Below are 25000 nucleotides of genomic sequence, written 5' to 3' on the forward strand. Positions count from 1 at the left end.
AGCCTCCGCCGCACCGTCCCCGGATGGAAGCGGGTGAAGAAACACCCCTCCAAGGCTTCCGCCAGCAGGGGAGCGGTCCAGGCCCTCTCCCCAGAGAGGAGTTCCTGCAGGTACGCGGTCATGGCCTCCGTCCACCGGGGCTTGGCCCCGGGGGCCTTGCCGTCGGCCAGGCCGTCGAGGCCCTGGCGCAGCCACCGCCTGAGGTCCCGCCGGGCTGTGGCCCGGTCCAGGCCCAGGTGGCGGGCGATGCGGGGGGCGGTCCATCCTTGGGCCGCCAGGCGGACGGCCTGGGCGCGGCGGCGCACCTTGTGGGGCACCACGGGGTTGGTCTCCAGTTCCCGCAGCTGGGCGTCTTCCTCAGGACTCAGGTGGATGCGCAGAGGGGCTGGCATGGGTCAAGTATAATGGAGGGGCACTTAAGTACCCCGTCGTGGCTTGCGCCACGGCGGGGGCCCCAAAGAGGCCATGGGCAAGCCCTTTGGCCTTGGCCGATGGGGTGGGCTTTGCGTGCGGATACTTAGCTTTTATACTGCTTCCGTGGAAGGGGAAAGCCTGGGCACCCTGGCCCCGTGGGGAAAGGAAGCCCCCCTGGCCCAGGCCCGGGCCCTCCTGGAGGCGGGGCGGGAGGGGGAGGCGGAGGCCCTCCTAAAGGCCTGGAAGGGAAAGGGCCCTGAGGAGGCCGAGCGCCTGGCCCTCCTGGGCTTCACCAAGGCCCGCCGGGGGGACCTCCAAGGGTACCGGAGGCTCGCCCTGGAGGCCGCCAGGAGGGCCCAGACCTCCCTTACCCTCTACCATCTGGGCCTGGCCCTGCCCCCGCAGGAAGGGGTGGTGGCCCTGGAGGAGGCCCTCCACCGGGCACAAAGCCCCAAGGATCAGGGCTTGCTGGCCCTCGCCCTGGCCCGCACCAAGCGGCGCTTGGGCCGCCTGCGGGAGGCCTTGGCCCACGCCGCCCTGGCCCGCCTCAAGGCCCCGGGGGCTTTTACCACCCTGGAGTGGGCCTGGCTCACCCTCCTGGCCGAAGAGGAGCCCCCCCGCCCCGACCTCCTCCGGGAGGTGGAGCCCTTGGCCCTGGAGCCGGGACCCGGCCTCCGGGTGGCCTTCCTCAATGGGGGAAGGGTCCTTCGGGAAGGGCCCACCCGGGCCCTCCTGCGGGAGTGGGCGGGAGAGGGGTACCTCCTCCGCCTGGCCGAGCCCGTGGCCGAGGCCCTGGCGGAAGCCCTGGGCCCGGGGTGGCTGGCGGAGGGGAAGGAGCGCCTGGTCTTCCTGGGGGAGTGGGCGGCCCTCAAGGAGGCCCTGCCTCGGGTGCCCGTGGAGGTGCTGGAGGTCTCCCGGGGGGAGCCCAGCCTGGAGACCGTCTTCCTACGGCTCTTCGGCCGGGAGACCCCCAAGGAGCCTTCCCCTTAGGGCCCCCACCAGGTACAAGGAGCCCGTGGCCAGGACGGGGAGGCCGTCTGCCCGGGCGGCCTCCACCGCGTGATGAAGGGCCTCCCAGGGCTCCTCAAAGAAAGGCCCGCCCAGCTCCGGCCCCAAGGCCCCCTCCCCGGCCCGGGTGTAGCGGACGCTCTTGGCCTTGGGGAGGAGGTGGGCCAGTACCCCCCGCACGTCCTTTCGGGGGAAGGCGCCAAAGACCAGGTGGTAGGCGGCAAACTCCCGGGCCAGGGCCTGGGCTGCCGGAGGGTTGTGGGCCCCGTCTAGGTAGACCTCCACCCCCTCTACCAGGAAGCGCTCCAGCCGGCCCGGATGCCTTGCTTCCCGAAGCCCTCGGGCAATGGCCTCCTCGGGAAAGCCCAGGAGCCTCAGGGCCGCCGCCGCCAGCCGGGCGTTTGCTTCCTGGAAGGCCCCCTTCAGGGCGGGGGGCGCGGGGAGGGCGAAGAGGGGGTCTTCCGAGTCCAGGAGGTGGAGGGGGCACCCCCGCGCCGCCGCCACCCGCCGGGCCACCTCCAGGCCCACCCCTTCCGCCCCGGTGACCACCGGAACCCCAGGGCGGAAAGCCCCCGCCTTCTCCCAAGCCACCCCCTCGAGGCTCCCCCCCAAGGCCTCCAGGTGGTCCTCCCCCACGTGGGTCAGCACGGTGAGGACCACACGGGAAAGGGCGTTGGTGGCGTCCTTCTCCCCCCCCACCCCCGCCTCCACCGCCGCCAGGGCCACCCCCTCCTCCCGGAAGTGCCGGAAGGCCAAGGCGGTGGCCAGGTCAAAAAACCCTGGGGGCTCGGGCCAGCTTTGCCCCCGGGCCCAGGCCACAAAGCGCACCACCGCCGCCTTGGGGATGAGGCCTTGGTGGGTGCGGATCCTCTCCCGGAAGTCCAGGAGGTGAGGGCTGGTGTAGGCCCCGAAGGGGAGGCCCTGGGCGCGGAAGGCGGCCTCGAGGTAGGCCACCACGCTCCCCTTGCCGTTGGTGCCCAGGACGTGCACCGCTTGAAAGCTCTCCTCCGGGTGCCCCAGGCGCTCCAGAAGGGCCCGCACCCGCCCCAGGCCCCGCGCCCCTTGGCGGCGCTGGGCGAAAAGCCAGTCCAAAGCCTCCCGGTAGCCCATCAGCTTTCCGCGTACTGCAGGCGGTAGAGGGTGGCGTAGTAGCCCCCCTTCCGCAGGAGGTCCTCGTGGGTGCCCTCCTCCACCAAACGCCCCTTGCGGAAGACCAGGATGCGGTCCACCCGGCGGATGGTGGAGAGGCGGTGGGCGATGATCACCGAGGTCCTCCCCTCCATGGCCTTATAGAGGGCTTCCTGAAGCCTCCTTTCCGTTTCCGAGTCCACGTTGGCCGTGGCCTCGTCCAGGATGAGGAGGATGTCGGGGCTGGCCAGGAGGGCCCGCACCAGGGCCAGAAGCTGCTTCTCCCCCGTGGAAAGCCCCGCCCCCCTTTCCCCCACCCGGGTGTGGTAGCCCTGGGGAAGGCGCAAAATGGCCTCGTGCACCCCCAGGAAACGGGCCACCTCCTCCACCTTTTCCTGGGGGATGGACTCGTCAAAGAGGCGCAGGTTGTCCAGGATGGTCCCGGAGAAGAGAAAGGGGTCCTGGAGGACGATGCCCACGTGCCGCCTCAAGTCCTCCTGGCGGTAGCGGCGCACGTCCTCCCCGTCCAGGAGCACCTGACCCCTTTGCGGGTCGTAGAAGCGGGCGATGAGGCTCACCACGCTGGTCTTCCCCGCCCCCGTGGCCCCCACCAGGGCCACCTTCTCCCCCGGGGCGATGCGGAAGGAAACGCCCTTGAGCACCCAGTCCTTCTCCGAGGGCTCCACCCCCTTGGGGGTGTAGGCCAGCCACACGTCCTTAAACTCCACCTCGCCCCGGAAGCGAAGGATGGGCTTGGGGTCCTTGGGGTCTTTAAGCTCCTCTTCCGTGTCCAAAACCCCGAAGATACGCTCGGCGCTGGCCATGGCCCCCTGGAAGAGGTTGAACTTGTCGGAGAGGTCCTGCAGGGGCTGGAAAAGCTGGCGGGTGTAGTCCACGAAGGCCACCAGAAGCCCCAAGGAGGCCGCACCCCGCACCACCTCGCTTCCGCCGTAGAAGAGAAGGCTAGCCACCGCGAAGTCCCCCAAAAAGCCCACCACCGGGAAGAAGAGGGCGAACCAGCGCACGATCTCCACCCAGGCCTTGAGGAGGTCCTGGCTCATGCGGTCAAACCGGTCCTCCCGCTCCTTCTCCTTCACGAAAAGCTGGATGGTCTCCACCCCGGAAAGGTTCTCCTGGAGGGCAGCATTGAGGCGGGCCAGCCTTAGGCGCATCTCCCGGTAGGCGGTGCGCATGCCGTTCCGCACCCAGGCCGTAACCCAGAGGAGCACAGGCACCACCAGGAGGACCACCAGGGTGAGCTTGGGGCTCAAGGCCAGCATGAAGGCCAGGAGGCCGAAGATGGTGAAGAAGTCGGCGATGACCCCCACCAGTCCCCCGGTGATGAACTGGTTGATGGCGTCCACGTCGGAGGTAACCCGGGTCATGAGGCGGCCCACAGGGTTCCGGTCGTAGTACCCCGGGTGCAGGCGCATGAGCTTGGCGAAAAGGGCGCTCCTAAGGTCAAAGAGCACCCTTTGCCCCACCCACTGGATGAGGTAGGTCTGGCCGTAGGTGGCGGCGAAGTTCACGAAGCGCACCAAGAGGAAGCCCAGGCTCACCCAGACGAGGAGGGCGAAGCGCTCAGGTAGGGGCTTGGGTTCCTTGGGCACCAGGGCCCCGTCGATGGCCCACTTGAAGAAGAGAGGGGTGGCGGCGGCGGTGAGGGTGGTGAGGAGGAGGAAGAAAAGGGCGAGCCCCACCTGGAGGCGGTAGGGCCTCACGTACTGCAGGATGCGGGCGAAGAGCACCCGGTCGAAGGCCTTGCTGTAGGCGTCCTCGTGCATCACCCCTCCACCTCCCGCTCCATGCGCTGGATGCGGTCCAGCTCCGCGTAGAGGCCCCCGGCTTCCAAAAGGCTCTCATGGGTGCCCTCCTCCACGATCCTCCCCCCGTCCAGGACGATGATCCAGTCGGCGTGGCGCAGGGTGGCGGTGCGGTGGGAGATGAGGAACGTGGTCTGGCGGCCGAGGACGCCCTTCAGGCCCTGGAGGATGCGGGCCTCGGTTTCGGTGTCCACGGCGCTCAAGGCATCGTCCAGGATGAGGATCTTGGGGCGTTTGGCCAGGGCGCGGGCCAGGGCCACCCGCTGGCGCTGCCCCCCGGAGAGGGTAACCCCACGCTCCCCCAGGAGGGTTTCGTAGCCCTTGGGAAAGGCGAGGATCTCCTCGTGGATGCCGGCGAGCCTGGCCGCCCACTCCACCCGCTCCCGGTCCGGCGCTTCCAAGCCGAAGGCGATGTTCTCCAGGAGGGTCTCGCTGAAGAGGAAGGGCTCCTGCGGGGCCACCCCCACCGCCTGCCGTAGAGCCGAGAGGGGGATGCGCCGGACGGAATACCCCCCCACAAAAACCTCCCCCTCCGTGGGGTCCAAAAGGCGGGGGATAAGGGCGGTGAGGAGGCTCTTGCCCGCCCCCGTGCGCCCGGTGATCCCCAGGGTCATGCCCTCGGGCACGGTGAGGGTGATGTCCTTGAGGAGCCAGCGCCCCTCCTGCCAAAGCCCCACCCCCACGAAGCGCACCTCCCCGGAGAGGTCCTCCGCCTTCAGGGGCAGGGGGTCTTCGTCGCGAAGGGCGGGCTCTTGGTCCAAAAGCTCCAAGAGGCGCTTCAGGCTGGTAAAGCCCCGCTGGTACATGGCCATCACCCAGCCCAGGCCCAGGATGGGCCAGGTGAGCTGGGCCAGGTAGGCGTTGAACTGCACCAGCTGGCCCACGGAAAGCTGCCCCTCCACCACCATCCTGCCCCCCACCCAAAGGACGAGGAGGAAGGCGAAGCCCATGAGGAAGCCCAATAGGGCGTGCATGGGCCCCTCCACCTTGGCCAGGGCCAGGCTCTTGCCCATGTAGGCCCGGTTCAGGCTCTGGAAGCGGGTGAGCATGCGGCCCTCCAGGGCATACCCCTTCACCACCCGGATGCCGCTAAAGGCCTCCTGGGCCAGGGTGCTGATCTGGTCAAAGGCCTCCTGGGCCTCGCGGTAGCGGCGGTCGATGAGCCGGAGGAGGTAGAACATCACCCCACCGATCAGGGGAAGGACCAGGGTCAGGTAGAAGGCCAGGCGGGCGTTTACCGCGTACATGGAGAGAAACGCCAAAAGCACCAGGAAGGAGAGGCGGCTCCCCATCATGATCCCCGGACCCACCATCTCCCGCACCGCGGAGAGGTCGGTGTTCAGGCGGTTCATGAGGTCGCCCACCCGGGTCTTTTGGTAAAAGCTCCGGTCCAGACGGAGCAGATGGTGGAAGAGGGCCTTCCTGAGGTCGTACTCCACCTGGCGGCTGGCCACCACCGCCAGGCGGCGCATGAAGAAGGAGAGGAGGGCGCTCACCCCGGCGGAGAGCACCAAAAAAAGGGCGTAGCGCCCATAGGGCCCCCCGTGCCCCACCGCGTCCACCCCCAGGCGCAGGAAGTAGGGGGTCAGCACAAAAAAGAAGATGGACAGGAGACCCACCAAAACGCCTAAGGTGTACCGGACCCAGTACGGGGCCAGGTAGGGCAGGAGGCGACGGAGAAGAACTGACCGACCGGTCATGCCCTAAAGTCTACCCCAACCCCGACCGCTGAAGGGGGGCTGGAGCACATCTCCTAAGGATTCGCACGCAAAGGTTGCCCCATCGGCCATAGCCGAAGCGGCATGCTCATGGCCTCTTTGGGGCCCCCGTGGTGGCGCAAGCCACGACGGGGTACTTAGGCCCCCTGGAGCTCCCGCTTAAGCTCCTTCACCGCCCCGCTCCAATCCTCCCCCAGGACCACCAGGCGGTGGGGCTTGCTGAGCTTCCTGGCGGCCTTGCGCAGCAGGCCGGGGATGGGCGGGCAAGCGTAGGAAACCACCAAGAGAAGCCCCCTCACCCGGCCCAGGCGGTGGAGGTAGTGGAGCATGCCCACCAGTTCCCGGTCGGTGGGAAGGTCCATGGGAAGGAGCCTATCCCCTTCCTCCCTGAGCTTCTCCGGGGGCAGGTCGGGGAAGTAGGGGATGAGCCCCTCCTGAGCCAAGGCCTCCTCCACCGCCTTGCGGAAGGATTCGTCCTCGAGGAGGTAGGGCTGGGCCACCACCCCCACGCTTCCCTGGGGGGTCTTGAGGGGTGGAAGGGGCTTCAAAAGCCCCCGCACCCGGTCCAGGGCCCGCCCCACCACCATGGGGTTTTGCGTGAGGAGGTGCCCCACCTCCGCCGCCCGGCCCAGGGTTTTGTCGGAGAGTTCGGCGGGCACCTTCAGCACCGGGGGAAGGCCTGGGAAGTAGCGGTGGAGGGTGGCCTCGAGGTCCAAAAGCCAAGGGCAAGCCCCCCCGCCCCGCTCCGACTCCACCCCCCCTTGGAGGTCGGGAAGGAGCAGGTAGTCCACCCCTTGGGCCTTCAGGGCCTCCACCTGGGCCAAAAGGCCCTGGACGGGCAGGCAGTAGGGCGGGCGCAGGTCGGGCACCACCTGCGCCCGCACCACCTCCACCTCGAGGGCCTTCAGGTAGGCCTCCCAGAACCCCAGATACCGGCGGGAAAGGAAGCCTTCGAGGACGCCCACGCGCATACGCCCTATCCTACGCCAAGGGCCTTTAAAAAGGCCAGAAGCACCTCCCGCCCCTCCCAAAGGCTTTGGGGAAGTACCCATTCCTCCGGGGTGTGGGCCCCACCCCCCCGGTACACCCCCAGGGCCAAGGCGGGGATGCCCCGTTCGACGGCGGCGCTGGCATCGGTGGAACCCGGCTGGAACTGGGGCCTTTCTCCGATCTTGGCCAGCGCCACCTCCGCCGCTTGCAGAAGCCTGGGCGTGGCGGTGCTCCCCGCAGGCCTCCTTCCCAGGACCTCCAGGGAAACCCCCACCCCGTGGAACCGGGCCGCCTCCTCCAGAACCTCCTGGGCCTTGTGGTAGAGGGTGCGAAGGGCCCCCTCCTCCAAAGCGCGGATCTCCAGCAGGGCCGAGGCCTCCTTGGGTATGGCGTTTACCGCCTCGCCCCCCCGGAGACCGCTGGCGTTCAGGCTAGCCTCACCCCCCACCTCCTTGAAAAGGGTGTGCAACCGGGAAAGCCCCTCCGCTAGGGCAAACACGGGATTGGGGGTCCCCCTGTCCCCCCAGGCGTGGCCCCCCCGACCCAGAAAGGTGATTCGGAAACGGACCGAGCCTAAAGCCCGGTCCACCACCCCCGGCAGGTACCCATCCACCGCCACCACCACCTCAGGAGCCAGGGTTTCCACCAGGGCCCGGGCCCCCTTGAGGTTCCCCAGACCCTCCTCCCCCACGGTGAAGCCCCGCACCACCCCGGGCATCTCCGGTAAGGAGAGGAGGACCGCCACCCCGCTGGAGTTGTCCCCCACCCCGGGGCCATAGAGCCTCTCCCCCACCCGCCTCGGGGGCTTTGGCGGCAACACCGTGTCCAGATGGGCGAGGAGGAGCACCGGTCCCTCCCCCGCCCACACGTTGCCCAGGCCATCCCTTCGGGCCCTGGGCAGATGGGCAGCCACGAACTCTCCCCGCACCCCCTCCCCCGCCAGGGGGGAGAGATCCAGAAGAAGCCGTACCGGGTCCACTACTCCTGGGGCTCGGGTCCGGCCAGCCCCTCCCGGATGGCGTAAAGGGCCGCCTGGGTGCGGTTGTTCAGGTGAAGCTTCTGGAAAATCTCGGAAAGGCGGTTGCGCACGGTCTTTTCAGAAAGCTGGAGCTCGGCGGCGATCTCCAGGTTGGTGTAGCCTTGGGCCACCAGCTTGAGGATCTGGATCTCCCTTTCGGAAAGCTCCGCATGGAGGGGGGCGCTGGACTCCTTCTTGGCCCGGAAATCCTGGATGATCCTCCCGGCCAGCTCCGCGTCCAGGAGCACCTCCCCCGCGTGCACCCGGCGGATGGCCCCGATGAGCTCGCTGGCGTCCGTGTCCTTGAGAAGGTAGCCCCTGGCCCCCGCCTTCACCGCCTCAAACACGTAGGCGTCCTGGCGGTACATGGTGAGGATGATCACCTTGGCCTCCGGCCACTCCTTGAGGATGGCCTGGGTGGCCTGCACCCCGTCCAGGTTCGGCATCTGGATGTCCATGAGGATCACGTCCGGCTTGGCCTCGAGGGCATGCCTTAATGCCTCCCAACCGTCCTTGGCCTCCCCCACCACCCGAAAATCCCCTTCCGCCTCCAAAAGGCTTTTGAGCCCCTGGCGGAAGAGGGCATGGTCGTCCGCTAACAGTACCCGAATCACCCCTCCATCTTAGCGCTGGTGGGCTTGGTGTAGGGTGAAAGGGTGAAGGTTCTCACCGTGGAGAAGCTGGTGCCGGGGGGCTATGGCCTCGCCCGCACCGAGGAAGGAACCGTCCTCATCAAGGGGGCCCTGCCGGGGGAGGTGGTGCGGGGAAAACCTGTGCGCCGCAAGGGAACCCTTTTCCTGGAGGAGGTGGAGGTGCTCACCCCCCCCCCCCCCCCCCCCCCCCCCCCCCCCCCCCCCCCCCCCCCNGAACCGTCCTCATCAAGGGGGCCCTGCCGGGGGAGGTGGTGCGGGGAAAACCTGTGCGCCGCAAGGGAACCCTTTTCCTGGAGGAGGTGGAGGTGCTCACCCCCCGCCCCGACCGCTACCCCCACCCCCTCCCCCCTCCCGCCGACCTGCCCCTGGCCTACGAAAGCCAGCTTCCCCTGAAGGAGGGCCTGGTGCAAGACGCCCTCATGCGCATCGCTAGGCTTCCCTTCCCCTTGGCCCCCATCCACCCCTCCCCCAGGCCCCTGGGCTACCGCACCGCCGCCCAGTACGCCCGCCACCCCCTGGGAGGCCTGGCCTACCGCCTCCCGGAAAGCCACGCCCTGGTGCGGGTGGAGGAGGATCCCCTGGTGGCCGAGCCCTTGGCCTGGGCCCTGAGGGTCCTTTCCACCTGGCCCCTGCCCGTGGAGGAGGTGGCCTTAAGGGGAAGCCTCCTGGAAGGGAGGGTTCTCCTCGGGCTCATCGGGGGAAGCCCCGAGGCCCTGAAGCGCCCCGCCAAGGCCCTGGTGCGGGAGGGCTTCGCCGGGGTGGTCTGGGCCGAGCCCTCGGAGAAGGGCCGCTTCCGGGGAAGGGTGAGGCCCCTTTATGGCGAAAGAACCCTCCTGGAGCGCTTTGGCCCCCTCACCGCCAGCGTGAGCGTGGAGAGCTTCAGCCAGGTGAACCCCTTGGCGGCGGGGGAGCTTCTGGAAGAGGCCCAAGGGCTGGTGCAAGGAGGCGGGCGGGCCTTAGAGCTCTATGCGGGCAGCGGTCTCCTCTCCCTCCTCCTCGCCCCCCGCTACGGGGAGGTGGTGGCGGTGGAGATCAGCAAGGAGGCGGTGCGCCGGGGCGAGGCGGACCGGAAGCGGCTGGGCATGGAAAACGTGCGCTTCCACCGCGGGGACGCCAAGGAAGCGGCCCAGCTCGGGGCCTTTGACCTGGTGGTCCTGGACCCGCCCCGGTCCGGCCTCTCCCCGGAGGTGCGCCGCTACCTCCTGGAATCGCGCCCCCGGGAGGTCCTCTACATCGCCTGCGACCCCGCCACCTGGGCCCGGGACGTGGGGGAGCTCTCCCGGGGAGGCTATGAGCTGGCCTTCGCCCGCCCCTACGACTTCTTCCCCTTCACCCACCACGTGGAGGTGCTCTCCCTTCTGCACCTAGGGTAGGGGAAGGCCGGAGAAGAAGGGCGCAGGGTCCACGGGCACCCCCCTAAGGCGCACCTCCAGGTGCAGGTGGGGGCCCGTGGAAAGCCCCGTGCTCCCCAAACGCCCCAGCACCTGCCCAGGCCGCACCTCCTCCCCCACCCGCACCTGCCGTGAAGCAAGGTGCCAGTACCCGGTGCAAAGCCCCATCCCGTGGGCTACCACCACCGCCTCCCCCCGCACCTTGAGCCTTTCCGAGAGGACCACCACCCCCGCGGCCACCGCCCGCACCGGGGTGCCCAGGGGAGCGGCAAAGTCCAGGCCCTCGTGGTAGGAGGTGAAGAGGGTGCCGTACCGGCGGCGGGTGCCGAAGGCGCTGGTGGTGCGCCCCCCCTCGAGGGGCCGGAGGAAAGCCCCCCGGAAGCGGAGGGGCCCTTCCTGGGAGCAGGCGGCCACCACCCGCTCCCGCTCCGCCTTCAGGCCGGGGTCCTGGAGGAGGCGCTCCAAGGTTGGGGAAAGGGCGAGGGTTTCCTGGCCGTACCCCCCCGGGGCCACCCGCAGGGGAAGCACCACCTCCTCCCCCTCCAGGTGCAGGCGCAAGGGGTACTCCCCTGGCCCCTGCAGGGCCCCCACCGCCAGGAGGGCCCAAAGCCCCTCCTCCCCGGGCCAAAGGGGGTAGCGCACCCCCAAGAACTCCGCCCACCCCTCCCGGTAGCCGGCCACCCGCAGGCCGAAGGCCCGTCCCTGGACCGGGAGCGCATACCAGAGCCTCCCCCTGGGCAGGGGTACCTCCTCCCCCGGGCGCACCCGCAAGACCTGCCCCGCCCGGATGCGGTTGGGGTCGGAAAGCCCGTTGAGGCGGACCAGGGCCTCCACCGTGGTGCCGTAGCGGCGGGCGATGGAAAAAAGCGTCTCCCCGGGGGCCACGGTGTGGGTCTGGGCCATGGCGGAAAGGGCCCAAAGCCAAAGGGCCAGCAGCCAGCGCATGGGCTTATCCTATGGGGAAAGGAGCCCCTATGGTGCTGATCCTGAACGGTCCCAACCTGAACCTGCTGGGCCAGCGGGAGCCCGAGGTCTACGGGCGCACCACCCTCGAGGAGCTGGAAGCCCTCTGCGAGGCCTGGGGGGCGGAACTGGGTCTGGGGGTGGCCTTCCGCCAGAGCAACTACGAAGGGCAGCTGATCGAATGGGTACAGCAAGCCCATCGGGAGGGGTTCTTGGCCATCGTCCTTAACCCCGGGGCCCTCACCCACTACTCCTACGCCCTTCTGGACGCCATACGGGCCCAGCCCCTTCCCGTGGTGGAGGTGCACCTCTCCAACCTCCACGCCCGCGAGCCCTTCCGCCGGCACTCGGTCACCGCAGGAGCTTGCCGGGGCATTGTCTCCGGGTTTGGGGTGCTTTCCTACAAGCTGGCCCTGGTCTACCTGGCGGAGGTCCTGGAGGTGGGAGCCCCCTAGGGCTCCATCCCCTCCTGGCCGGGGAAGCCCCGGCGGGGAAGTTGCTATACTTAAAGGAGGCGGAAACGCCCAAGGAGCGCTATGTCCCAGGTTCTGCCCGTAGAGATCACCGAGGAACTTAAACAGAGTTTCATCAACTACGCCATGTCCGTCATCGTGGACCGAGCCCTGCCCGACGTGCGGGACGGGCTCAAGCCGGTCCAGAGGAGGATCCTCTTCGGCGCCTACCAGGAGGGGGTGCTCCCGGGCCGGAAGCACGTGAAAAGCGCCAAGATCGTGGGCGAGGTCATGGGCAAGTACCACCCCCACGGGGACGCCGCCATCTACGACGCCCTGGCCCGTCTGGCCCAGCCCTGGAACCTGCGCTATCCCCTGGTGGATGGCCAGGGGAACTTCGGCTCCATCGATGGCGACCCTCCCGCAGCCCAGCGCTACACGGAGGCCAGGCTCTCCCCCCTGGGGGCGGAGATGCTTCTTGACATCGACAAGGAGACCGTGGACTTCCGCCCCAACTACGACGGCTCCCTCAAGGAGCCCGAGGTCCTCCCCTCCGCCATCCCCAACCTCCTGGTAAACGGGGCGAGCGGCATCGCCGTGGGCATGGCCACTAGCCTCCCGCCCCACAACCTCTCCGAGGTGGTGGACGCCCTGGTGGCCATGATCGACAACCCGGGGATCACCCTGAAAGAGGTCATGCGCCACCTCCCAGGCCCCGACTTCCCCACCGGGGGGAAGCTCTCCCGGAAAGGCATCCAGGAGGCCTACGCCACAGGACGGGGAAGCCTCAAGGTGCGGGCCAAGGTGCGCATAGAGGAGAAGGGCCAAAGGCCCATGCTGGTGGTCACGGAAATCCCCTACCAGGTCAACAAGGCGGGCCTCATCGCCCAGATCGCCGCCCTGGTCAAGGCCAAGAAGATCGAGGACATCGTGGCCCTAAGGGACGAGTCCGACCGCCAGGGCCTCAGGATCGCCATCGAGCTCAAGCGGGGGGCCAACCCCCAGGTGGTCCTGAACCAGCTCTACAAGCACACCGCCTTGCAGACCTCCTTCACGGTGAACCTCCTGGCCATCGTCAACGGGGAGCCCAAGGTCCTCCCCCTTCTCTCCCTCATGCGCCACTACCTGGACCACCGCAAGGAGGTGGTGCGGCGCAGGAGCCTCTTTGACCTCAAGAAGGCCGAGGAGCGGGCCCACGTCCTGGAGGGCCTCCTCATCGCCCTGGACCACATCGACGAGGTCATCGCCCTGATCCGCGCCTCTGAGGACGCAACCCAGGCGCGCCAAGGGCTCATGGGGCGCTTCGGCCTCTCCGAGGTCCAGGCCCAGGCCATCTTGGACATGCGCCTGCAACGCCTGGTGGCCCTGGAACGGGAGAAGCTCTTGGAGGAGTACCGGGGGCTCATGGAGGAGATCGCCCGGCTTCGGGCCATCCTGGAGGAGGAAGAACGCCTCTGGGCTGAGGTCAAGAAGGACCTCCTAAGGGTCAAGGAGAAGTACGGGGATGCCCGGCGTACGGTGATCACCGAGTTCGAGGAAAGCTTCAACCCCGAGGACCTCATAGAGGACGAACCCATGGTCATCACCCTCACCGCCCAGGGCTTCCTAAAGCGCCTTCCCCTGGAGAGCTACCGGGCCCAGGGGCGGGGGGGAAAGGGGCTGATCGCCGGCAAGACCAAGGAGGAGGATGAGGCCATCCAGGTCTTCGTGGCCCAAGCCCATGAGGACCTCCTCCTTTTCACCAACCGGGGCCGGGTCTACCGCCTCAAGGTCTACGACCTCCCAGAGATGGGCCGCCAGGCTCGGGGGGTGCACGTGAAGACCCTTCTTCCCCTGGCCGAGGAGGAGGAGGTGGCCGCCCTGCTTTCCGTAAGGGGCCTAGACGGGGAAGGCTACCTGGTCTTTGCCACGGAACGGGGCCTGGTGAAGCGCACCGCCTTAAGGGAGTACCAGAACCTGGGAGCGGCGGGGCTCATCGCCATCCGCCTCCTGGAAGGGGATCGGCTCATCGGGGTGGCCCTTTCCGACCCCGAGGACGAGGCCATCCTGGCCACGGAGGAGGGGCAGGCCATCCGCTTCGCCCTGGAGGAGGTGAGGGCCACGGGCCGGGACAGCCAGGGGGTGACGGGGATCCGCTTCAAAAAGCCGGGCGACCGGGTGGTCTCCCTGGTAACGGTGAAGCCCGGGGAGATGGTGGACCTCCTGGCCGTGAGCACCCGGGGCTACGGCAAGCGCACCCCCCTCGCCGAGTACCCCCTGCAGGGCCGTGGGGGAATGGGGGTGATCACTTATAAGGTGTCCACCAAGGTGGGCCGCCTAGCCGCCCTCCTCAAGGTGCGGGGCACGGAGGACCTCCTGGTCCTTTCCAAGAAGGGCCTAGCCATCCGCACCCCCGTGGCCGATATCCGCCAGTATTCCCGGGACACCGCCGGGGTCAAGGTGATGAACCTCCCCGAGGACGACGAGGTGGTGAGCGCTTTTGCCGTGGAGGAGGAGCAGTGATGGAGGAGGTGGTCCTGATCACCGCCCCCAGCGAGGAGGTGGGCCGCACCCTGGCCCGCGCCCTGGTGGAGGAGCGCCTGGCCGCCTGCGTGAACCTGGTGCCGGGCCTCACCTCCGTCTACCGCTGGCAGGGGGAGGTGGTGGAGGACCGGGAGGTCCTCCTCATCGTCAAGACCACCACCTTCGCCTTCCCCCGGCTTAGGGAGCGGGTTCTCTCCCTACACCCCTACACCGTTCCCGAGATCGTGGCCCTGCCCATCGCCGAGGGGCACGGCCCCTACCTGGACTGGCTCCGGGAGAACGTGGGATGACCGAGGACATGCTGGACTTCCTCCGGTCCTTGCACCGGGCGGAAGCCCGCTTCCTGGTCATCGGAGGGTACGCCTTGGCCTTCCTGGGCCGTCCCCGGTTCACCAAGGACCTGGACCTCTGGGTGGACGCTCAGGAAGCGGCCAAGGTCCTCGCCGCCATCCGGGATTTCTTCGGCGGGGACGATCTGGGGCTAAAGGAAGAGGATCTGGCCACCCCAGGGGTGGTCCAGCTGGGGTATGCCCCCAACCGCATCGACCTGGTCATCCTGGAAACCCCCCCCTTCGGGGAGGCCTTTGCCCGGGCCCTGGAGCGGGAGGTGAGCGGTGTGAAAGTGTACGTGGTCCACCCCGAGGACCTAAAGGTCTTGAAGCGAGCCTTCGGCCGGCCTGTGGACCTACGCGACCTGGAGGAACTATGAGGACCATCCGACCCGTGGCCCGGCGCTTTCCCTTGGACCACCCCCCCGACGACCGCCAGGAGTGGGCGAAGGTGCCCCTGGAAGAACGCCTGCGCGCGGTCTGGGAGATGGCCCTCTTCTGGGCGGAGCTGGAACGGGAGGCGGCCAAGGCGCGGGGCGAAGAGCCCGAGGTGGCCACCGAGCGCCTCCTCCCCGTGGTCCGCAAGCGTCCCCTGGGAAAAGGGTAGCCCCGGCGGCATTTTTGCAACCCTAGGTTTACAAAATCCCTAGGGGCGTGCTAGCCTAGGGGCAAGGAGGCAGCCATGACCCAGGCCCGCGAAACCGTAACCTTCAAGCCCGGCGAGGTCATCCTGTACCCGGGGGTGCCGGGGCCCCGGGACCGGGTCTACCGGGTCCTCGAGGGGCTGGTGCGCCTCGAGGCGGTGGATGAAGAGGGGAATGCCCTCACCCTGCGCCTGGTTCGCCCCGGGGGGTACTTCGGCGAGGAGGTCTTGGCGGGCATGGAGCGGACCTACTTCGCCGAGGCGGTGACCGAGGTGGTGGCCGAACCCCTCCCCAAGGAACCCCATCCCGAAGAGATCCGCCAGGTGCTCCTAAGCCTGGCCCAGGCCCTTTCCGAGTCCTACCGGCGCATTGAGCGCCTGGCCACCCAGCGCCTGAAGAACCGCATGGCTGCGGCCATCCTGGAGCTGGCGGAAACCCCCTTAGCCCACGAGGAGCAGGAGGGCGTGGTCCTCCGCGCCACCCATGACGAGCTGGCCGCGGCGGTGGGGAGCGTGCGGGAAACCGTGACCAAGGTCATCGGGGAGCTCACCCGGGAAGGCTACATCCGCTCCGGCTACGGCAAGATCATCCTGAAGGACATCAAAGGCCTCAAGGAACTGGCCCGAAGCCGCGGGGATGGACGCTAGGGAGGCTGCCCCAGCCTGGCTTGGCCAGGCTGGGAGCCCCAGCAATACCATTCCCCTGCAATCCTCGCCCGTGTGGGGAGACGGGTAGACCTCCCCCCTGAGCCCGAGCCCCGCCGCCAACCCGCCCCAACAGGGTATTTTCCCGTAAACTGAAAGCCATGCGCCTGCGCCAGAGGTTCCTCACTGGGCTGGTTACCCTTCTTCCCCTTCTGGTCACCCTTTACTTCCTGGCCTGGGTCTACACCTATTCCGGCGGGTATATCCAGACCTTTCTCCGCCTTCTGAACCTCGAGGTGCCCAGGACCTACCAGCCCCTCCTCCCCTTCGTGGGGCTCCTCCTGGCCGGGGTGCTCATCTACCTGGTGGGTACCGTGGCGGAAAACTACCTGGGCCGGAGGCTCCTCCACTCCCTGGAGCGCTCCCTTCTCCTCTTCCCCATTGTGCGGGACATCTACAAGGCGGTGCAACAGATCACCCACACCCTCTTCGGCCACCAGGAGGTGAAGTTCAGCCGGGCCGCGGTCATCGAGTACCCCCGGCGGGGGCTTTACGTGCTCTGCTTTGTGGTCCAGCCCGTAGGGAGCCGTCTGCCCCCCCTGCCCGAGGGCTACACCGCCGTCTTAGTGCCCACGAGCCCCGTACCGGCCAGCGGGGTGGTCATCCTGGTACCCACGGAGGAGGTCATCCCTTTGGAGATCAGCGTGGAGGATGCTCTTAAGTACGTGGTCTCTGCGGGCTTCCTCCTACCGGAAAAACCTTCAGGCTCCTTAACCTCCCTCCCACAAAAGGCCGGGCCCTCGGCGTAGAATGGAGGGCGATGCGTCCTCTGGCCCTCCTTCTCCTTTTCCTGGGGACGGTTTGGGCCGCCCTTCCTCCCCTCCTGGGGCCTGGCCTCGCTGCGGGCACGGAGTTAAGGCTTTTCTCCCAGGACCTGCGCATCCTGCACGGGGCCTGGCGGGTGGAGGGCAAGAGGCTGATCCCCCTCTCCGCTCCCATACCCCCCAGGCCGGGCCAGGAGGTGCAGCTTCTTCTGGTGCTCCCGGGGGAAAAGCCCCGCACCTTCCCCGGGGTGGCCGACCGCGGGGATGTGGTCCTCCTGCAGGACAAGGAGCGGGTGAGCCTCCTTAGGCTCCTCAAGGAGGTCTACGGCCTCACCCCTCCGGAAAGGCTCTGGCCATGAAGCGCATCCTGCTCATCGAGGACGATGCGGAGGTGGCCCGCCTGGTGGAGCTGGAGCTCAAGGAGGCGGGCTTCACCGTTGAATGGGCCCAAAGCGGCATGGAAGGCCTGGTGAAGCACCGCGAACGGAAGCCTGATCTGGTAGTCCTGGACCTCGGCCTTCCGGACCTGGACGGGGCCGAAGTAGCCCGGCGCATCCGCGCCACCGACGACACCCCCATCCTGGTCCTCACCGCCCAGGACGCCGTGGAGCGCAAGGTGGGCCTGCTTTCCGACGGAGCCGACGACTACCTGGTGAAGCCCTTCCACCCCGCCGAGCTCCTGGCCCGCATCCAGGTGCAGCTGAGGCACAGGGAGGGAAGCGAGGTCCTGAGCGTGGGACGCCTGGAGCTCTACCCCAAGAGGCGGCAGGTCTTCTTCGGGGAGAAGGAGGTGCGGCTTTCCCCCAAGGAGTTTGAACTCCTCCACCTGCTCATGAGCCGCCCAGGACGAGTGTTTCCCCGACAGGAGATCGAGGAAAAGGTCTGGGGCAAACCCTTGGGCCGGGATTCCAACGTCCTGGACGTCCACGTGGCCAACCTCCGGGCCAAGCTGCGGGAGGCCGGGGCCTACGGCTACCTGCGCACGGTGCGGGGCCTGGGGTATGCGGTGCGCCCGGGAAGAGGCGAGGAGGAAACCTAGCCTGGCCCCATGTCCTTCCGGCTTCGGCTTTTCCTCTCCTTCAGCCTCCTCTGGCTCCTCTTTTTGGTGGGGGCCCTGTACCTGGCGGGGCAGGGGGTGGAGCGCGCCCTTAGGGGCCACCTCGAGGCCACCCTCCTGGAGGATGCCAAACGGGCGGCGGAGGCCTACCGCAAGGGGCAGACGGGCGCCCTCCTCACCACCGGGGGCGTTTACCTGCACCTCTATGCGGAGGATGGGGAGGCCCTGGTCCTGACCCAGGAGGCCCATCGCCTTCCCCCTGAGGCCCTGAGGAAAGTGGGGGAGGTCCCCAGGGTCATCTGGCAGGGAGGTTTTGCCGCCGCTTTGGTGCGCACCCCCTTGGGCCTTCTCGCCCTGACCCAGGACACCACCCCCATAGATCTGGCGCAAGAGGCCCTGAGGCGGGCCCTCCTCGAGGCCTTCTTCCTGCTTTTCCCCTTGGGCACGGCCTTGGTCTACCTCACCGCACGGCTCACCGCCAGGCCCCTGGAGGAGGCCGCCAGGGAGATCGCCCGGCGCAACCCCGAGCGCCTGGACCCCGTTCCCCTGAACCTCCCCAAGGACGAGTTCGGCCGCATGGTGGAGGCGGTAAACAGCCTCCTCTTCGCCCTCAAGGAGGCCAAGGAGAAGGAACGGGCCTTCCTGGCCGAGGCCAGCCACGAGCTCCGGACCCCCCTCACCGTGCTCCTGGGCCACCTGGACCGGCTAGGGCGAAACCCCCAAGACCCCGAAGCCCTTGGGACCGCCCGGGCCACCGCAGAGAGGATGCGCCGCCTGGTGGAGGACCTCCTCTCCCTGGCCCGGGGGGAGGCGGAGCGCACCTTGAACCCCCATATCGTGGACCTGAAGACCCTGGCGGAGGAGGCCGCCCAGGAGTACGGGGTGGCCTTCCAAGGGGAGGCCCTAGAGGTCCTCGGGGACCCGGACCGGCTTTTGCAAATGCTCAGAAACCTGATCGCCAACGGGGTACGGGCCGCAGGAAGGGAAGGGGTCTGGGTGCGCCTCCGGCGGGAAGGGGAAAACGCCCTCTTGGAGGTGGAGGACCATGGCCCGGGAATCCCTGAGGACCTCCTTCCCCGCCTCTTTGAGCGCTTCGCCCGGGGACCTGGGGGAGGCACAGGCCTTGGCCTGGCCATCGCCCAGGCCATCGCCAAGGCCCACGGGGGGGAGATCACCGTGGAAAGCCGGCCCGGTCTGACCCTCTTCCGGGTGCGCCTGCCCCTTCTCGAGGAAGAGGCCTAGGATTAGGCCCAAAGGCGAAAGGCATCAAGGGCCGGGTACCCGGTGGAAGGCGTTGAGGAAAAGGGGAAGGGCCTGGGCTCGGGCCTCCTGCTCCCTCAGCGCCTCCTCAAAGGCCAGGGGGTCCATGAGGAGATGGGGTAGCCTGAGCCAGCCCAGGTAGTACTCCCCTGCCTGCCCCGGATAGGCCAGGCGGGCCTGCTCCTCGGGAAATAGCAGGGCCTCGAAGGCCAAAGGGGAGGCCCAAAAGGGGGCGTGGGCGGTGCGCTTGAGGAACTCCTTGAGCTTTAAGGGGTTGCTGAAGAAGCCATACCGCAGGCGCTCATCCAGGCTTTCCAAGCGGCCCATCCATCCCTTCTGGACAAGCTCCATCCGCTTAAGGCGAAGCCGGGCATACTGGGCCAAAGAGAGCACCTCCCGGGAAAGCCCCAGGGCCACCAGGAGCCTCGAGGCCACCACGTAATCCTGGTATTCCCGGTAGGGATCCACAGGTCCAGGATGCCACGGGCAAAGGGATAGGATGGTGGTATGGATCGCAAGGGATGGGTCATGCGGGCGGTGGAGGCGTTGCGCTTTGCCACCTTCAAGGAGATCCAGCGCTACCTGGACGAAGAGGGGGAAGCTTTCTCCAAAAAGGAGCTGGAGGACACCCTGAAGGCCCTGGTGGCGGAGGGAAGGCTGGAGGAAAAAGAGGGCACCTACCGCCTGGCCCGCAAGAAGGGAGGCGGAGAGGCCTTTGAGAAACTCTTCGGAGACTAGCCCGGAAAGGGTGGGGGGCCTTAGCGGGAGTAGTTGGGGGCCTCCTTGATGACCACCACGTCGTGGGGGTGGCTTTCGATGAGGCCCGCCATGGTCATGCGCACGAAGCGGGCTTTTTGCCGGAAGGTTTCTATGTCGGGGGCCCCCACATAGCCCATGGCGCTCCTCAGCCCCCCCACGATCTGGTAGAGGACGTCGGCCACGGGGCCCTTGTAGGGCACCATGCCCTCGATCCCTTCGGGCACCAGCTTCTTGGCCTCGGTCTCCCCTCCCCTGCCCGGCTCCTGGAAGTAGCGGTCGGCGGAGCCCTGCTTCATGGCCCCCAAGGAGCCCATCCCCCGGTAGAGCTTGTAGCGGCGCCCGTCCTTCAGCACCTCCTCCCCTGGGGCCTCGTCCGTGCCCGCCAGCATGCTTCCCAGCATCACCGAATGGGCCCCCGCCGCCAGGGCCTTGGCCACATCGCCGGTGTACTTGATGCCCCCATCGGCGATGACGGGCACATCCAGGTCCTTTACCCCCGCCACCGCCTCGAGGATGGCGGAGATCTGCGGCACCCCCACCCCGGTCACCACCCGGGTGGTGCAGATGGAGCCAGGGCCAATGCCCACCTTCACGGCATCCGCCCCCCGTTCCGCCAGGGCCCTGGCCCCTTCCCGGGTGGCCACGTTGCCGGCAATGACCTCCACCTTGTCCCCGAAGGTCTCCTTCAGGTAGGTGAGGGCCTCGAGGATCCCCTTGGAGTGCCCGTGGGCCGAGTCCAGAACCAGGACGTCCACCCCCGCCTCCACCAAAGCGGCCGCCCGCTCGGGTAGGTCGCGGCTCGCCCCCACCGCCGCCCCCACCAAAAGCCGGCCCAGGCGGTCCTTGGCCGCGTTGGGGTACTGCTTGCGCTTCACGATGTCCTTTAGGGTGAGAAGCCCCTTGAGCCTACCCATTTCGTCCACCAGGGGAAGCTTCTCCACCTTGTGCTTGCGCAGGATCTCCTCCGCCTCCTCCAGGGTGGTGCCGGGGGGAGCGGTGATGAGGCGCTCCAAAGGGGTCATGACCTCGGTGACGGGTCGCTTCAGGTTGCGTTCAAAGCGCAGGTCGCGGTTGGTCACCAAGCCCAGGAGCTTCCCGTAGAGGTCCACCACGGGAAGCCCTCCGATGCGGTACTCCCGCATGAGGCGCTCGGCGTCCTCGAGGGTGGCGGTGGGGGGCAGGGTGACGGGATCCTGGATCATCCCCGCCTCCGAGCGCTTCACCTTGCGCACCATGCCGGCCTGGGCCTCTATGGAGAGGTTCTTGTGGATGACCCCTAGCCCCCCTTCCCGGGCCATGGCGATGGCCATCTCCGCCTCGGTCACCGTGTCCATGGCCGCAGAGAGGATGGGGATGTTAAGGTGAAGCTTCTTGGTGAGCCGCGTCCGCACCGATACCTCCCGGGGTAGCACTTCCGAGTACCCGGGGAGGAGGAGCACGTCGTCAAAAGTGAGGCCTTCGTAGAGGATCTTACCCTCGTACATGTTCTTCAGGCTATACGCCCCCCTGACCTTGCGTCTAGGGCCAAGACCCCGAAGTCCACCCCACGCAAAAGTCGCATTCCCTCGGAGATCCACTTTAGTTTATCCAGATACCAAATTAGTGCACGGAGCGCCACGAATCCCCTCGGGAAAGCTGGCCTCCCGGTGGAAGACCTCGAGCGCGTCCTGAGGATCTTCTCCGCCCTGGCCGAGGCCACTCCCCTGCGCATCGCTTTAGGTCTTCTGGAAGGAGAGGAAAGCGTAGGCCGCTTGACCCAGCGCTTACAACTTCCCCAGAGCACCACCTCGAGGCACCTGGCGGTTTTGCGGGGAGCGGGGGTGGCGGCTGCCCGCCGGCAGGGCACCCAGGTGTTTTACCGCCTCAAAAGCCATGTTGCGGACCTCCTCATCCAAGCCTTCGCCCACGCCAAGCACCAACGCCTGGGCCTCCCGGACCACGGAGCCTAGCCATGGGTACCCTTTCCCGCCTTCTCCAGAGCCTGCGTAACCCCCTCTTTGCCCGCCTGTACGCCGCCCAGACCACCAGCCTTCTAGGCGATGCCTTCACCTGGGTCGCCCTGGCCCTTCTGGCCCTTGAGGTGAGTGGGGCAAAGTCGGCAAGCATCCTGGCCGGGGCCCTCACCCTGCGGGTCACAGCCTCCGTCCTTCTCCCCCCATGGGCTGGGATCCTGGCGAACCGGGTGGACCGGAGGAGGCTGATGGTAGGCGCGGACCTGGGGCGAACGGGAGGGGTAGGGCTTATGCCCTGGGTAGGCGAGGTATGGCAGATCTACACCCTGATGTTCCTCCTCAACGCCCTCACCGCCTTCTTCACCCCCGTCTACCAGGCAGCGCTGCCCCAGGTGATGAAACAGAAAGACTATGCCCAGGCCATTGCCCTATCCGGAGCCACCTACGAGGTTCTGGGAGTGCTGGGCCCCGGGATAGCCGGGGCCCTGGCGGGCCTCCTCGGAGCACGGAACCTTTTCCTGCTAAACGGGGTAACCTTTATGTTCTCCGCCCTGCTCATCCTTACCCTACCGGTAAGCCTCCGGGTGGAGCGGGGAAAAGCCCACGCCAACCCCGTAGGGGATGTTCGGGAGGGAACCCTTTGGTTGTGGCGGGATGGCCCCATGCGCTACGCCCTGCTCCTAGAGCTTTCGGCCGCGGTGTCCGGGGCCCTGGTATTGGTGGGCACCGTGGGTTTGGTTCGGGGAAAGTTAGGGCTAGACGCGTTGGAATACGGCTGGACTATGGCTGGCTTTGGCATTGGGGCCACCTTGGCTGCTTTGTCCATGGGCGCTTGGGAAAACCGCATCCCCCGTACCACCTTTGTCTTCTTAGGTGCTATGGTTTCCAGCCTGGCAGTCCTGCCCGCTGACTGGGCCTCCCTGAACCTGCTCCTTTTCCTCTGGATTCTGGCTGGCGCAGGCCAAAACTGGGTTAACCTGCCCACACAAGCCCTGATCGCTGACCGTACCCCTGAGGTCCTCCAGGGGCGGGTTTACGGAGCCCACTTTGCCTGGAGCCACCTCTGGTGGGTTCTGGCCTATCCCGTTGCGGGGTGGTTGGGAACCCACTTCCCTGAGAGATCCTTCCTCTACGGCGGTCTCATGGCCCTTGGCCTTCTTTTGGGGGTGGAGCTTCTCTTTCGATCTTGGAAAAGACCAAGGTGAGGGGTAGGCTTCGTAAGCTAACGAACGCTCCAGGGAGTGCTTCAAAAAGAACCCCCGGGAACCTTCCCGGGGGACCTTCCTTGGTGGGCGATGGTGGACTTGAACCACCGACCTCACGCTTATCAGGCGTGCGCTCTGACCAGCTGAGCTAATCGCCCCCGCACGCAAAGAACAGCTTAGCCAGGAGTCCGCCTCCCGTCAAGATGACCGCCGATTTCCCTCACCCCCTCTTGACAGGGTGCGAGGTGTCTGGTACTTTTTTCTTTGCGCTGCCTGAAGGGGCGGCGGGGGATCTTGAAAGCTGGGGTGGAGGAATAGGTGAGTCAAGGCCGTGTGGAGCGGTCTTGGAGGGTCAAGATGCTAAGGGCCCACGGTGGATGCCTTGGCCCCCGAGCCGATGAAGGACGTGGCTACCTGCGATAAGCCAGGGGGAGCCGGTAGCGGGCGTTGATCCCTGGATGTCCGAATGGGGGAACCCGGCCCGTGGGAACACGGGTCACCGCCCTTAGGGGCGGGGGGAACCTGGGGAACTGAAACATCTCAGTACCCAGAAGTCTGGTACTTTTTTCTTTGCGCTGCCTGAAGGGGCGGCGGGGGATCTTGAAAGCTGGGGTGGAGGAATAGGTGAGTCAAGGCCGTGTGGAGCGGTCTTGGAGGGTCAAGATGCTAAGGGCCCACGGTGGATGCCTTGGCACCCGAGCCGATGAAGGACGTGGCTACCTGCGATAAGCCAGGGGGAGCCGGTAGCGGGCGTTGATCCCTGGATGTCCGAATGGGGGAACCCGGCCCGTGGGAACACGGGTCACCGCCCTTAGGGGCGGGGGGAACCTGGGGAACTGAAACATCTCAGTACCCAGAGGAGAGGAAAGCGAAAGCGACTCCCTGAGTAGCGGCGAGCGAAAGGGGAAGAGCCTAAACCGTCCGGCTTGTCCGGGCGGGGTCGTGGGGCCCTCGGATACCGAATCCCTAGCCTAGCCGAAGCTGTCTGGGAAGCAGCGCCAGAGAAGGTGAAAGCCCTGTAGGCGAAAGGTGAGGGGATAGGTGAGGGTACCCGAGTACCCCGTGGTTCGTGGAGCCATGGGGGAATCTGGGCGGACCACCGCCTAAGGCTAAGTACTCCGGGTGACCGATAGTGAACCAGTACCGTGAGGGAAAGGTGAAAAGAACCCCGGGAGGGGAGTGAAATAGAGCCTGAAACCGTGGGCTTACAAGCAGTCGCGGCCCCTAAAGGGGTTGCGGCGTGCCTATTGAAGCATGAGCCGGCGACTCACGGTCGTGGGCGAGCTTAAGCCGTGGAGGCGTAGGCGTAGGGAAACCGAGTCCGAAGAGGGCGAAAGCGGGCCGCGTGCGGCCCGCGCAGTCCGCGGCCGTGGACCCGAAACCGGGTGAGCTAGCCCTGGCCAGGGTGAAGCTGGGGTGAAGCCCAGTGGAGGCCCGAACCGGTGGGGGATGCAAACCCCTCGGATGAGCTGGGGTTAGGAGTGAAAAGCTAACCGAACCCGGAGATAGCTGGTTCTCCCCGAAATGACTTTAGGGTCAGCCTCAGGTGCTGACTGGGGCCTGTAGAGCACTGATAGGGCTAGGGGGCCCACCAGCCTACCAAACCCTGTCAAACTCCGAAGGGTCCCAGGTGGAGCCTGGGAGTGAGGGCGCGAGCGATAACGTCCGCGTCCAAGCGCGGGAACAACCGAGACCGCCAGCTAAGGCCCCGAAGTCTGGGCTAAGTGGGAAAGGATGTGGCGTCGCTGAGACAGCCAGGAGGTTGGCTTAGAAGCAGCCATCCTTTAAAGAGTGCGTAATAGCTCACTGGTCGAGCGGCGCTGCGCCGAAAATGATCGGGGCTCAAGCCCAGCGCCGAAGCTGCGGGTCTGGGGGGTGATCCCTCAGGCGGTAGGGGAGCGTTCCCGATGCCGACGAAGGTCGTCCGCGAGGGCGGCTGGAGGTAAGGGAAGTGCGAATGCCGGCATGAGTAACGATAAACAGGGTGAGAATCCCTGTCGCCGTAAGCCCAAGGGTTCCTACGCCATGGTCGTCAGCGTAGGGTTAGGCGGGACCTAAGGTGAGGCCGAAAGGCGTAGCCGAAGGGCAGCCGGTTAATATTCCGGCCCTTCCCATGGGTGCGATGGGGGGACGCTCTAGGCTAGGGGGACCGGAGCCATGGACGAGCCCGGCCAGAAGCGCAGGGTGGGAGGTAGGCAAATCCGCCTCCCGCGAGCTCTGCGTGGTGGGGAAGCCCGTGAGGGTG

At 67.2% G+C, this 25000-nt stretch carries 25 protein-coding genes, 1 tRNA gene and 1 rRNA gene (1 of these 27 cut by a window edge); 16 read left to right on the forward strand and 11 right to left on the reverse strand.

The window, feature by feature from the left end; genetic code table 11:
• The coding region (locus L1087_RS12160) for a helix-turn-helix domain-containing protein (protein ID WP_234559171.1) at window positions 1-392 on the reverse strand (392 nt) is incomplete at its 3' end.
• Window positions 393-537: 145 nt separating this feature from the next.
• Between L1087_RS12160 and L1087_RS12165 the strand changes: the two genes are divergently transcribed.
• Complete coding sequence (locus L1087_RS12165; protein ID WP_234559192.1) at window positions 538-1404, forward strand: hypothetical protein; 867 nt, start codon at window positions 538-540, stop codon at window positions 1402-1404.
• Here L1087_RS12165 and L1087_RS12170 read toward each other — a convergent pair.
• The 6 genes from L1087_RS12170 to L1087_RS12195 form a co-directional block, all read right to left on the reverse strand.
• Window positions 1360-2532, reverse strand: a complete 1173-nt coding sequence (locus tag L1087_RS12170; RefSeq protein WP_234559172.1) for a bifunctional folylpolyglutamate synthase/dihydrofolate synthase — start codon at window positions 2530-2532, stop codon at window positions 1360-1362. The two genes, L1087_RS12165 and L1087_RS12170, sit on opposite strands and share 45 nt — an antisense overlap.
• Entirely contained in the window at window positions 2532-4334 is a 1803-nt protein-coding gene (locus L1087_RS12175; protein ID WP_234559173.1) for an ABC transporter ATP-binding protein, read from the reverse strand. The genes L1087_RS12170 and L1087_RS12175 overlap by 1 nt, the downstream gene beginning before the upstream one ends.
• Window positions 4334-6073, reverse strand: a complete 1740-nt coding sequence (locus L1087_RS12180; RefSeq protein WP_234559174.1) for an ABC transporter ATP-binding protein — start codon at window positions 6071-6073, stop codon at window positions 4334-4336. The genes L1087_RS12175 and L1087_RS12180 overlap by 1 nt, the downstream gene beginning before the upstream one ends.
• A 155-nt stretch (window positions 6074-6228) precedes the next feature.
• Window positions 6229-7062: a hypothetical protein gene (locus tag L1087_RS12185; RefSeq protein WP_234553688.1), complete on the reverse strand. Its 834-nt coding sequence runs from the start codon at window positions 7060-7062 to the stop codon at window positions 6229-6231.
• A 5-nt stretch (window positions 7063-7067) separates the two neighbouring features.
• On the reverse strand, window positions 7068-8060 hold the full coding sequence (locus L1087_RS12190) for a M20/M25/M40 family metallo-hydrolase (RefSeq protein WP_234559175.1): 993 nt from the start codon (window positions 8058-8060) through the stop codon (window positions 7068-7070).
• On the reverse strand, window positions 8060-8713 hold the full coding sequence (locus L1087_RS12195; protein ID WP_135343161.1) for a response regulator transcription factor: 654 nt from the start codon (window positions 8711-8713) through the stop codon (window positions 8060-8062). Before L1087_RS12195 ends, L1087_RS12190 begins: the two co-directional genes overlap by 1 nt.
• 263 nt (window positions 8714-8976) lie before the next feature.
• Between L1087_RS12195 and L1087_RS12200 the strand changes: the two genes are divergently transcribed.
• Window positions 8977-10125 carry a class I SAM-dependent RNA methyltransferase gene (locus tag L1087_RS12200; protein ID WP_234559188.1) on the forward strand — a complete coding sequence of 383 codons (1149 nt, stop codon included), beginning with the start codon at window positions 8977-8979 and terminating at the stop codon, window positions 10123-10125.
• On the opposite strand, the gene L1087_RS12205 is transcribed toward L1087_RS12200, so the two are convergent.
• Entirely contained in the window at window positions 10117-11088 is a 972-nt protein-coding gene (locus L1087_RS12205; RefSeq protein WP_267964920.1) for a LysM peptidoglycan-binding domain-containing M23 family metallopeptidase, read from the reverse strand. The genes L1087_RS12200 and L1087_RS12205 overlap by 9 nt on opposite strands.
• Window positions 11089-11117: 29 nt before the next feature.
• On the opposite strand from L1087_RS12205, the gene aroQ reads away from it, so the two are divergent.
• The 10 genes from aroQ (at window position 11118) to L1087_RS12260 (ending at window position 18821) form a co-directional block, all read left to right on the forward strand.
• Window positions 11118-11561, forward strand: coding sequence for a type II 3-dehydroquinate dehydratase (aroQ, locus tag L1087_RS12215; protein WP_038040173.1), 444 nt, complete (start codon window positions 11118-11120; stop codon window positions 11559-11561).
• 81 nt (window positions 11562-11642) lie between these two features.
• The gene (gene gyrA / locus L1087_RS12220) at window positions 11643-14060 is read left to right on the forward strand and encodes a DNA gyrase subunit A (RefSeq protein WP_135343159.1); all 2418 of its coding nucleotides are present in this window, start codon (window positions 11643-11645) and stop codon (window positions 14058-14060) included.
• Window positions 14060-14371 carry a divalent-cation tolerance protein CutA gene (gene cutA, locus L1087_RS12225; RefSeq protein ID WP_038040179.1) on the forward strand — a complete coding sequence of 104 codons (312 nt, stop codon included), beginning with the start codon at window positions 14060-14062 and terminating at the stop codon, window positions 14369-14371. The genes gyrA and cutA overlap by 1 nt, the downstream gene beginning before the upstream one ends.
• Complete coding sequence (locus L1087_RS12230) at window positions 14368-14790, forward strand: nucleotidyltransferase (protein ID WP_038040182.1); 423 nt, start codon at window positions 14368-14370, stop codon at window positions 14788-14790. Before cutA ends, L1087_RS12230 begins: the two co-directional genes overlap by 4 nt.
• Window positions 14787-15017 carry a hypothetical protein gene (locus tag L1087_RS12235; RefSeq protein ID WP_038040185.1) on the forward strand — a complete coding sequence of 77 codons (231 nt, stop codon included), beginning with the start codon at window positions 14787-14789 and terminating at the stop codon, window positions 15015-15017. The genes L1087_RS12230 and L1087_RS12235 overlap by 4 nt, the downstream gene beginning before the upstream one ends.
• 75 nt (window positions 15018-15092) lie before the next feature.
• The gene (locus tag L1087_RS12240) at window positions 15093-15701 is read left to right on the forward strand and encodes a helix-turn-helix domain-containing protein (protein ID WP_234559177.1); all 609 of its coding nucleotides are present in this window, start codon (window positions 15093-15095) and stop codon (window positions 15699-15701) included.
• Between the two features lie 158 nt (window positions 15702-15859).
• Window positions 15860-16507 (forward strand): DUF502 domain-containing protein, encoded by a 648-nt coding sequence (locus tag L1087_RS12245; protein WP_135343156.1) that lies wholly within the window; start codon window positions 15860-15862, stop codon window positions 16505-16507.
• Between the two features lie 11 nt (window positions 16508-16518).
• Window positions 16519-16881 (forward strand): hypothetical protein, encoded by a 363-nt coding sequence (locus L1087_RS12250; RefSeq protein ID WP_234559179.1) that lies wholly within the window; start codon window positions 16519-16521, stop codon window positions 16879-16881.
• Window positions 16878-17561, forward strand: coding sequence for a response regulator transcription factor (locus L1087_RS12255; RefSeq protein ID WP_038040194.1), 684 nt, complete (start codon window positions 16878-16880; stop codon window positions 17559-17561). Before L1087_RS12250 ends, L1087_RS12255 begins: the two co-directional genes overlap by 4 nt.
• 9 nt (window positions 17562-17570) lie before the next feature.
• Window positions 17571-18821 (forward strand): sensor histidine kinase, encoded by a 1251-nt coding sequence (locus L1087_RS12260; protein WP_038040197.1) that lies wholly within the window; start codon window positions 17571-17573, stop codon window positions 18819-18821.
• 24 nt (window positions 18822-18845) lie between these two features.
• On the opposite strand, the gene L1087_RS12265 is transcribed toward L1087_RS12260, so the two are convergent.
• A complete protein-coding gene (locus L1087_RS12265; RefSeq protein ID WP_038055777.1) occupies window positions 18846-19307 on the reverse strand; it encodes a hypothetical protein in 462 nt (153 codons plus the stop codon).
• A 39-nt stretch (window positions 19308-19346) separates the two neighbouring features.
• Here L1087_RS12265 and L1087_RS12270 point away from each other — a divergent pair, with 39 nt between their 5' ends.
• Window positions 19347-19577, forward strand: coding sequence for a hypothetical protein (locus L1087_RS12270; RefSeq protein WP_234559180.1), 231 nt, complete (start codon window positions 19347-19349; stop codon window positions 19575-19577).
• A 20-nt stretch (window positions 19578-19597) separates the two neighbouring features.
• Here L1087_RS12270 and guaB read toward each other — a convergent pair whose 3' ends face one another.
• Window positions 19598-21082, reverse strand: a complete 1485-nt coding sequence (gene guaB / locus L1087_RS12275; RefSeq protein WP_234559182.1) for an IMP dehydrogenase — start codon at window positions 21080-21082, stop codon at window positions 19598-19600.
• A 162-nt stretch (window positions 21083-21244) separates the two neighbouring features.
• Between guaB and L1087_RS12280 the strand changes: the two genes are divergently transcribed.
• Complete coding sequence (locus L1087_RS12280) at window positions 21245-21547, forward strand: ArsR/SmtB family transcription factor (protein ID WP_234559184.1); 303 nt, start codon at window positions 21245-21247, stop codon at window positions 21545-21547.
• A gap of 2 nt (window positions 21548-21549) precedes the next feature.
• The gene (locus L1087_RS12285) at window positions 21550-22755 is read left to right on the forward strand and encodes an MFS transporter (RefSeq protein WP_234559186.1); all 1206 of its coding nucleotides are present in this window, start codon (window positions 21550-21552) and stop codon (window positions 22753-22755) included.
• Window positions 22756-22836: 81 nt separating this feature from the next.
• On the opposite strand, the gene L1087_RS12290 is transcribed toward L1087_RS12285, so the two are convergent.
• Window positions 22837-22913: transfer RNA gene (locus L1087_RS12290), tRNA-Ile, on the reverse strand.
• Between the two features lie 498 nt (window positions 22914-23411).
• On the opposite strand from L1087_RS12290, the gene L1087_RS12295 reads away from it, so the two are divergent.
• Window positions 23412-25000, forward strand: a 23S ribosomal RNA gene (locus L1087_RS12295); it runs 1313 nt beyond the window's last position.

Origin of the sequence: Thermus tengchongensis (assembly GCF_021462405.1) — a bacterium.
Lineage (GTDB): Bacteria > Deinococcota > Deinococci > Deinococcales > Thermaceae > Thermus > Thermus tengchongensis.

Coding starts and splice junctions, on each gene's coding strand:
- L1087_RS12170 (WP_234559172.1), bottom strand. CDS start 2,532: ATGGGCTACCGGGAGGCTTTGGACTGGCTTTTCGCCCAGCGCCGCCAA.
- L1087_RS12175 (WP_234559173.1), bottom strand. CDS start 4,334: ATGCACGAGGACGCCTACAGCAAGGCCTTCGACCGGGTGCTCTTCGCC.
- L1087_RS12180 (WP_234559174.1), bottom strand. CDS start 6,073: ATGACCGGTCGGTCAGTTCTTCTCCGTCGCCTCCTGCCCTACCTGGCC.
- L1087_RS12185 (WP_234553688.1), bottom strand. CDS start 7,062: ATGCGCGTGGGCGTCCTCGAAGGCTTCCTTTCCCGCCGGTATCTGGGG.
- L1087_RS12205 (WP_267964920.1), bottom strand. CDS start 11,088: ATGCGCTGGCTGCTGGCCCTTTGGCTTTGGGCCCTTTCCGCCATGGCC.
- aroQ (WP_038040173.1), top strand. CDS start 11,118: ATGGTGCTGATCCTGAACGGTCCCAACCTGAACCTGCTGGGCCAGCGG.
- gyrA (WP_135343159.1), top strand. CDS start 11,643: ATGTCCCAGGTTCTGCCCGTAGAGATCACCGAGGAACTTAAACAGAGT.
- cutA (WP_038040179.1), top strand. CDS start 14,060: ATGGAGGAGGTGGTCCTGATCACCGCCCCCAGCGAGGAGGTGGGCCGC.
- L1087_RS12230 (WP_038040182.1), top strand. CDS start 14,368: ATGACCGAGGACATGCTGGACTTCCTCCGGTCCTTGCACCGGGCGGAA.
- L1087_RS12235 (WP_038040185.1), top strand. CDS start 14,787: ATGAGGACCATCCGACCCGTGGCCCGGCGCTTTCCCTTGGACCACCCC.
- L1087_RS12240 (WP_234559177.1), top strand. CDS start 15,093: ATGACCCAGGCCCGCGAAACCGTAACCTTCAAGCCCGGCGAGGTCATC.
- L1087_RS12245 (WP_135343156.1), top strand. CDS start 15,860: ATGCGCCTGCGCCAGAGGTTCCTCACTGGGCTGGTTACCCTTCTTCCC.
- L1087_RS12250 (WP_234559179.1), top strand. CDS start 16,519: ATGCGTCCTCTGGCCCTCCTTCTCCTTTTCCTGGGGACGGTTTGGGCC.
- L1087_RS12255 (WP_038040194.1), top strand. CDS start 16,878: ATGAAGCGCATCCTGCTCATCGAGGACGATGCGGAGGTGGCCCGCCTG.
- L1087_RS12260 (WP_038040197.1), top strand. CDS start 17,571: ATGTCCTTCCGGCTTCGGCTTTTCCTCTCCTTCAGCCTCCTCTGGCTC.
- L1087_RS12270 (WP_234559180.1), top strand. CDS start 19,347: ATGGATCGCAAGGGATGGGTCATGCGGGCGGTGGAGGCGTTGCGCTTT.
- guaB (WP_234559182.1), bottom strand. CDS start 21,082: ATGTACGAGGGTAAGATCCTCTACGAAGGCCTCACTTTTGACGACGTG.
- L1087_RS12285 (WP_234559186.1), top strand. CDS start 21,550: ATGGGTACCCTTTCCCGCCTTCTCCAGAGCCTGCGTAACCCCCTCTTT.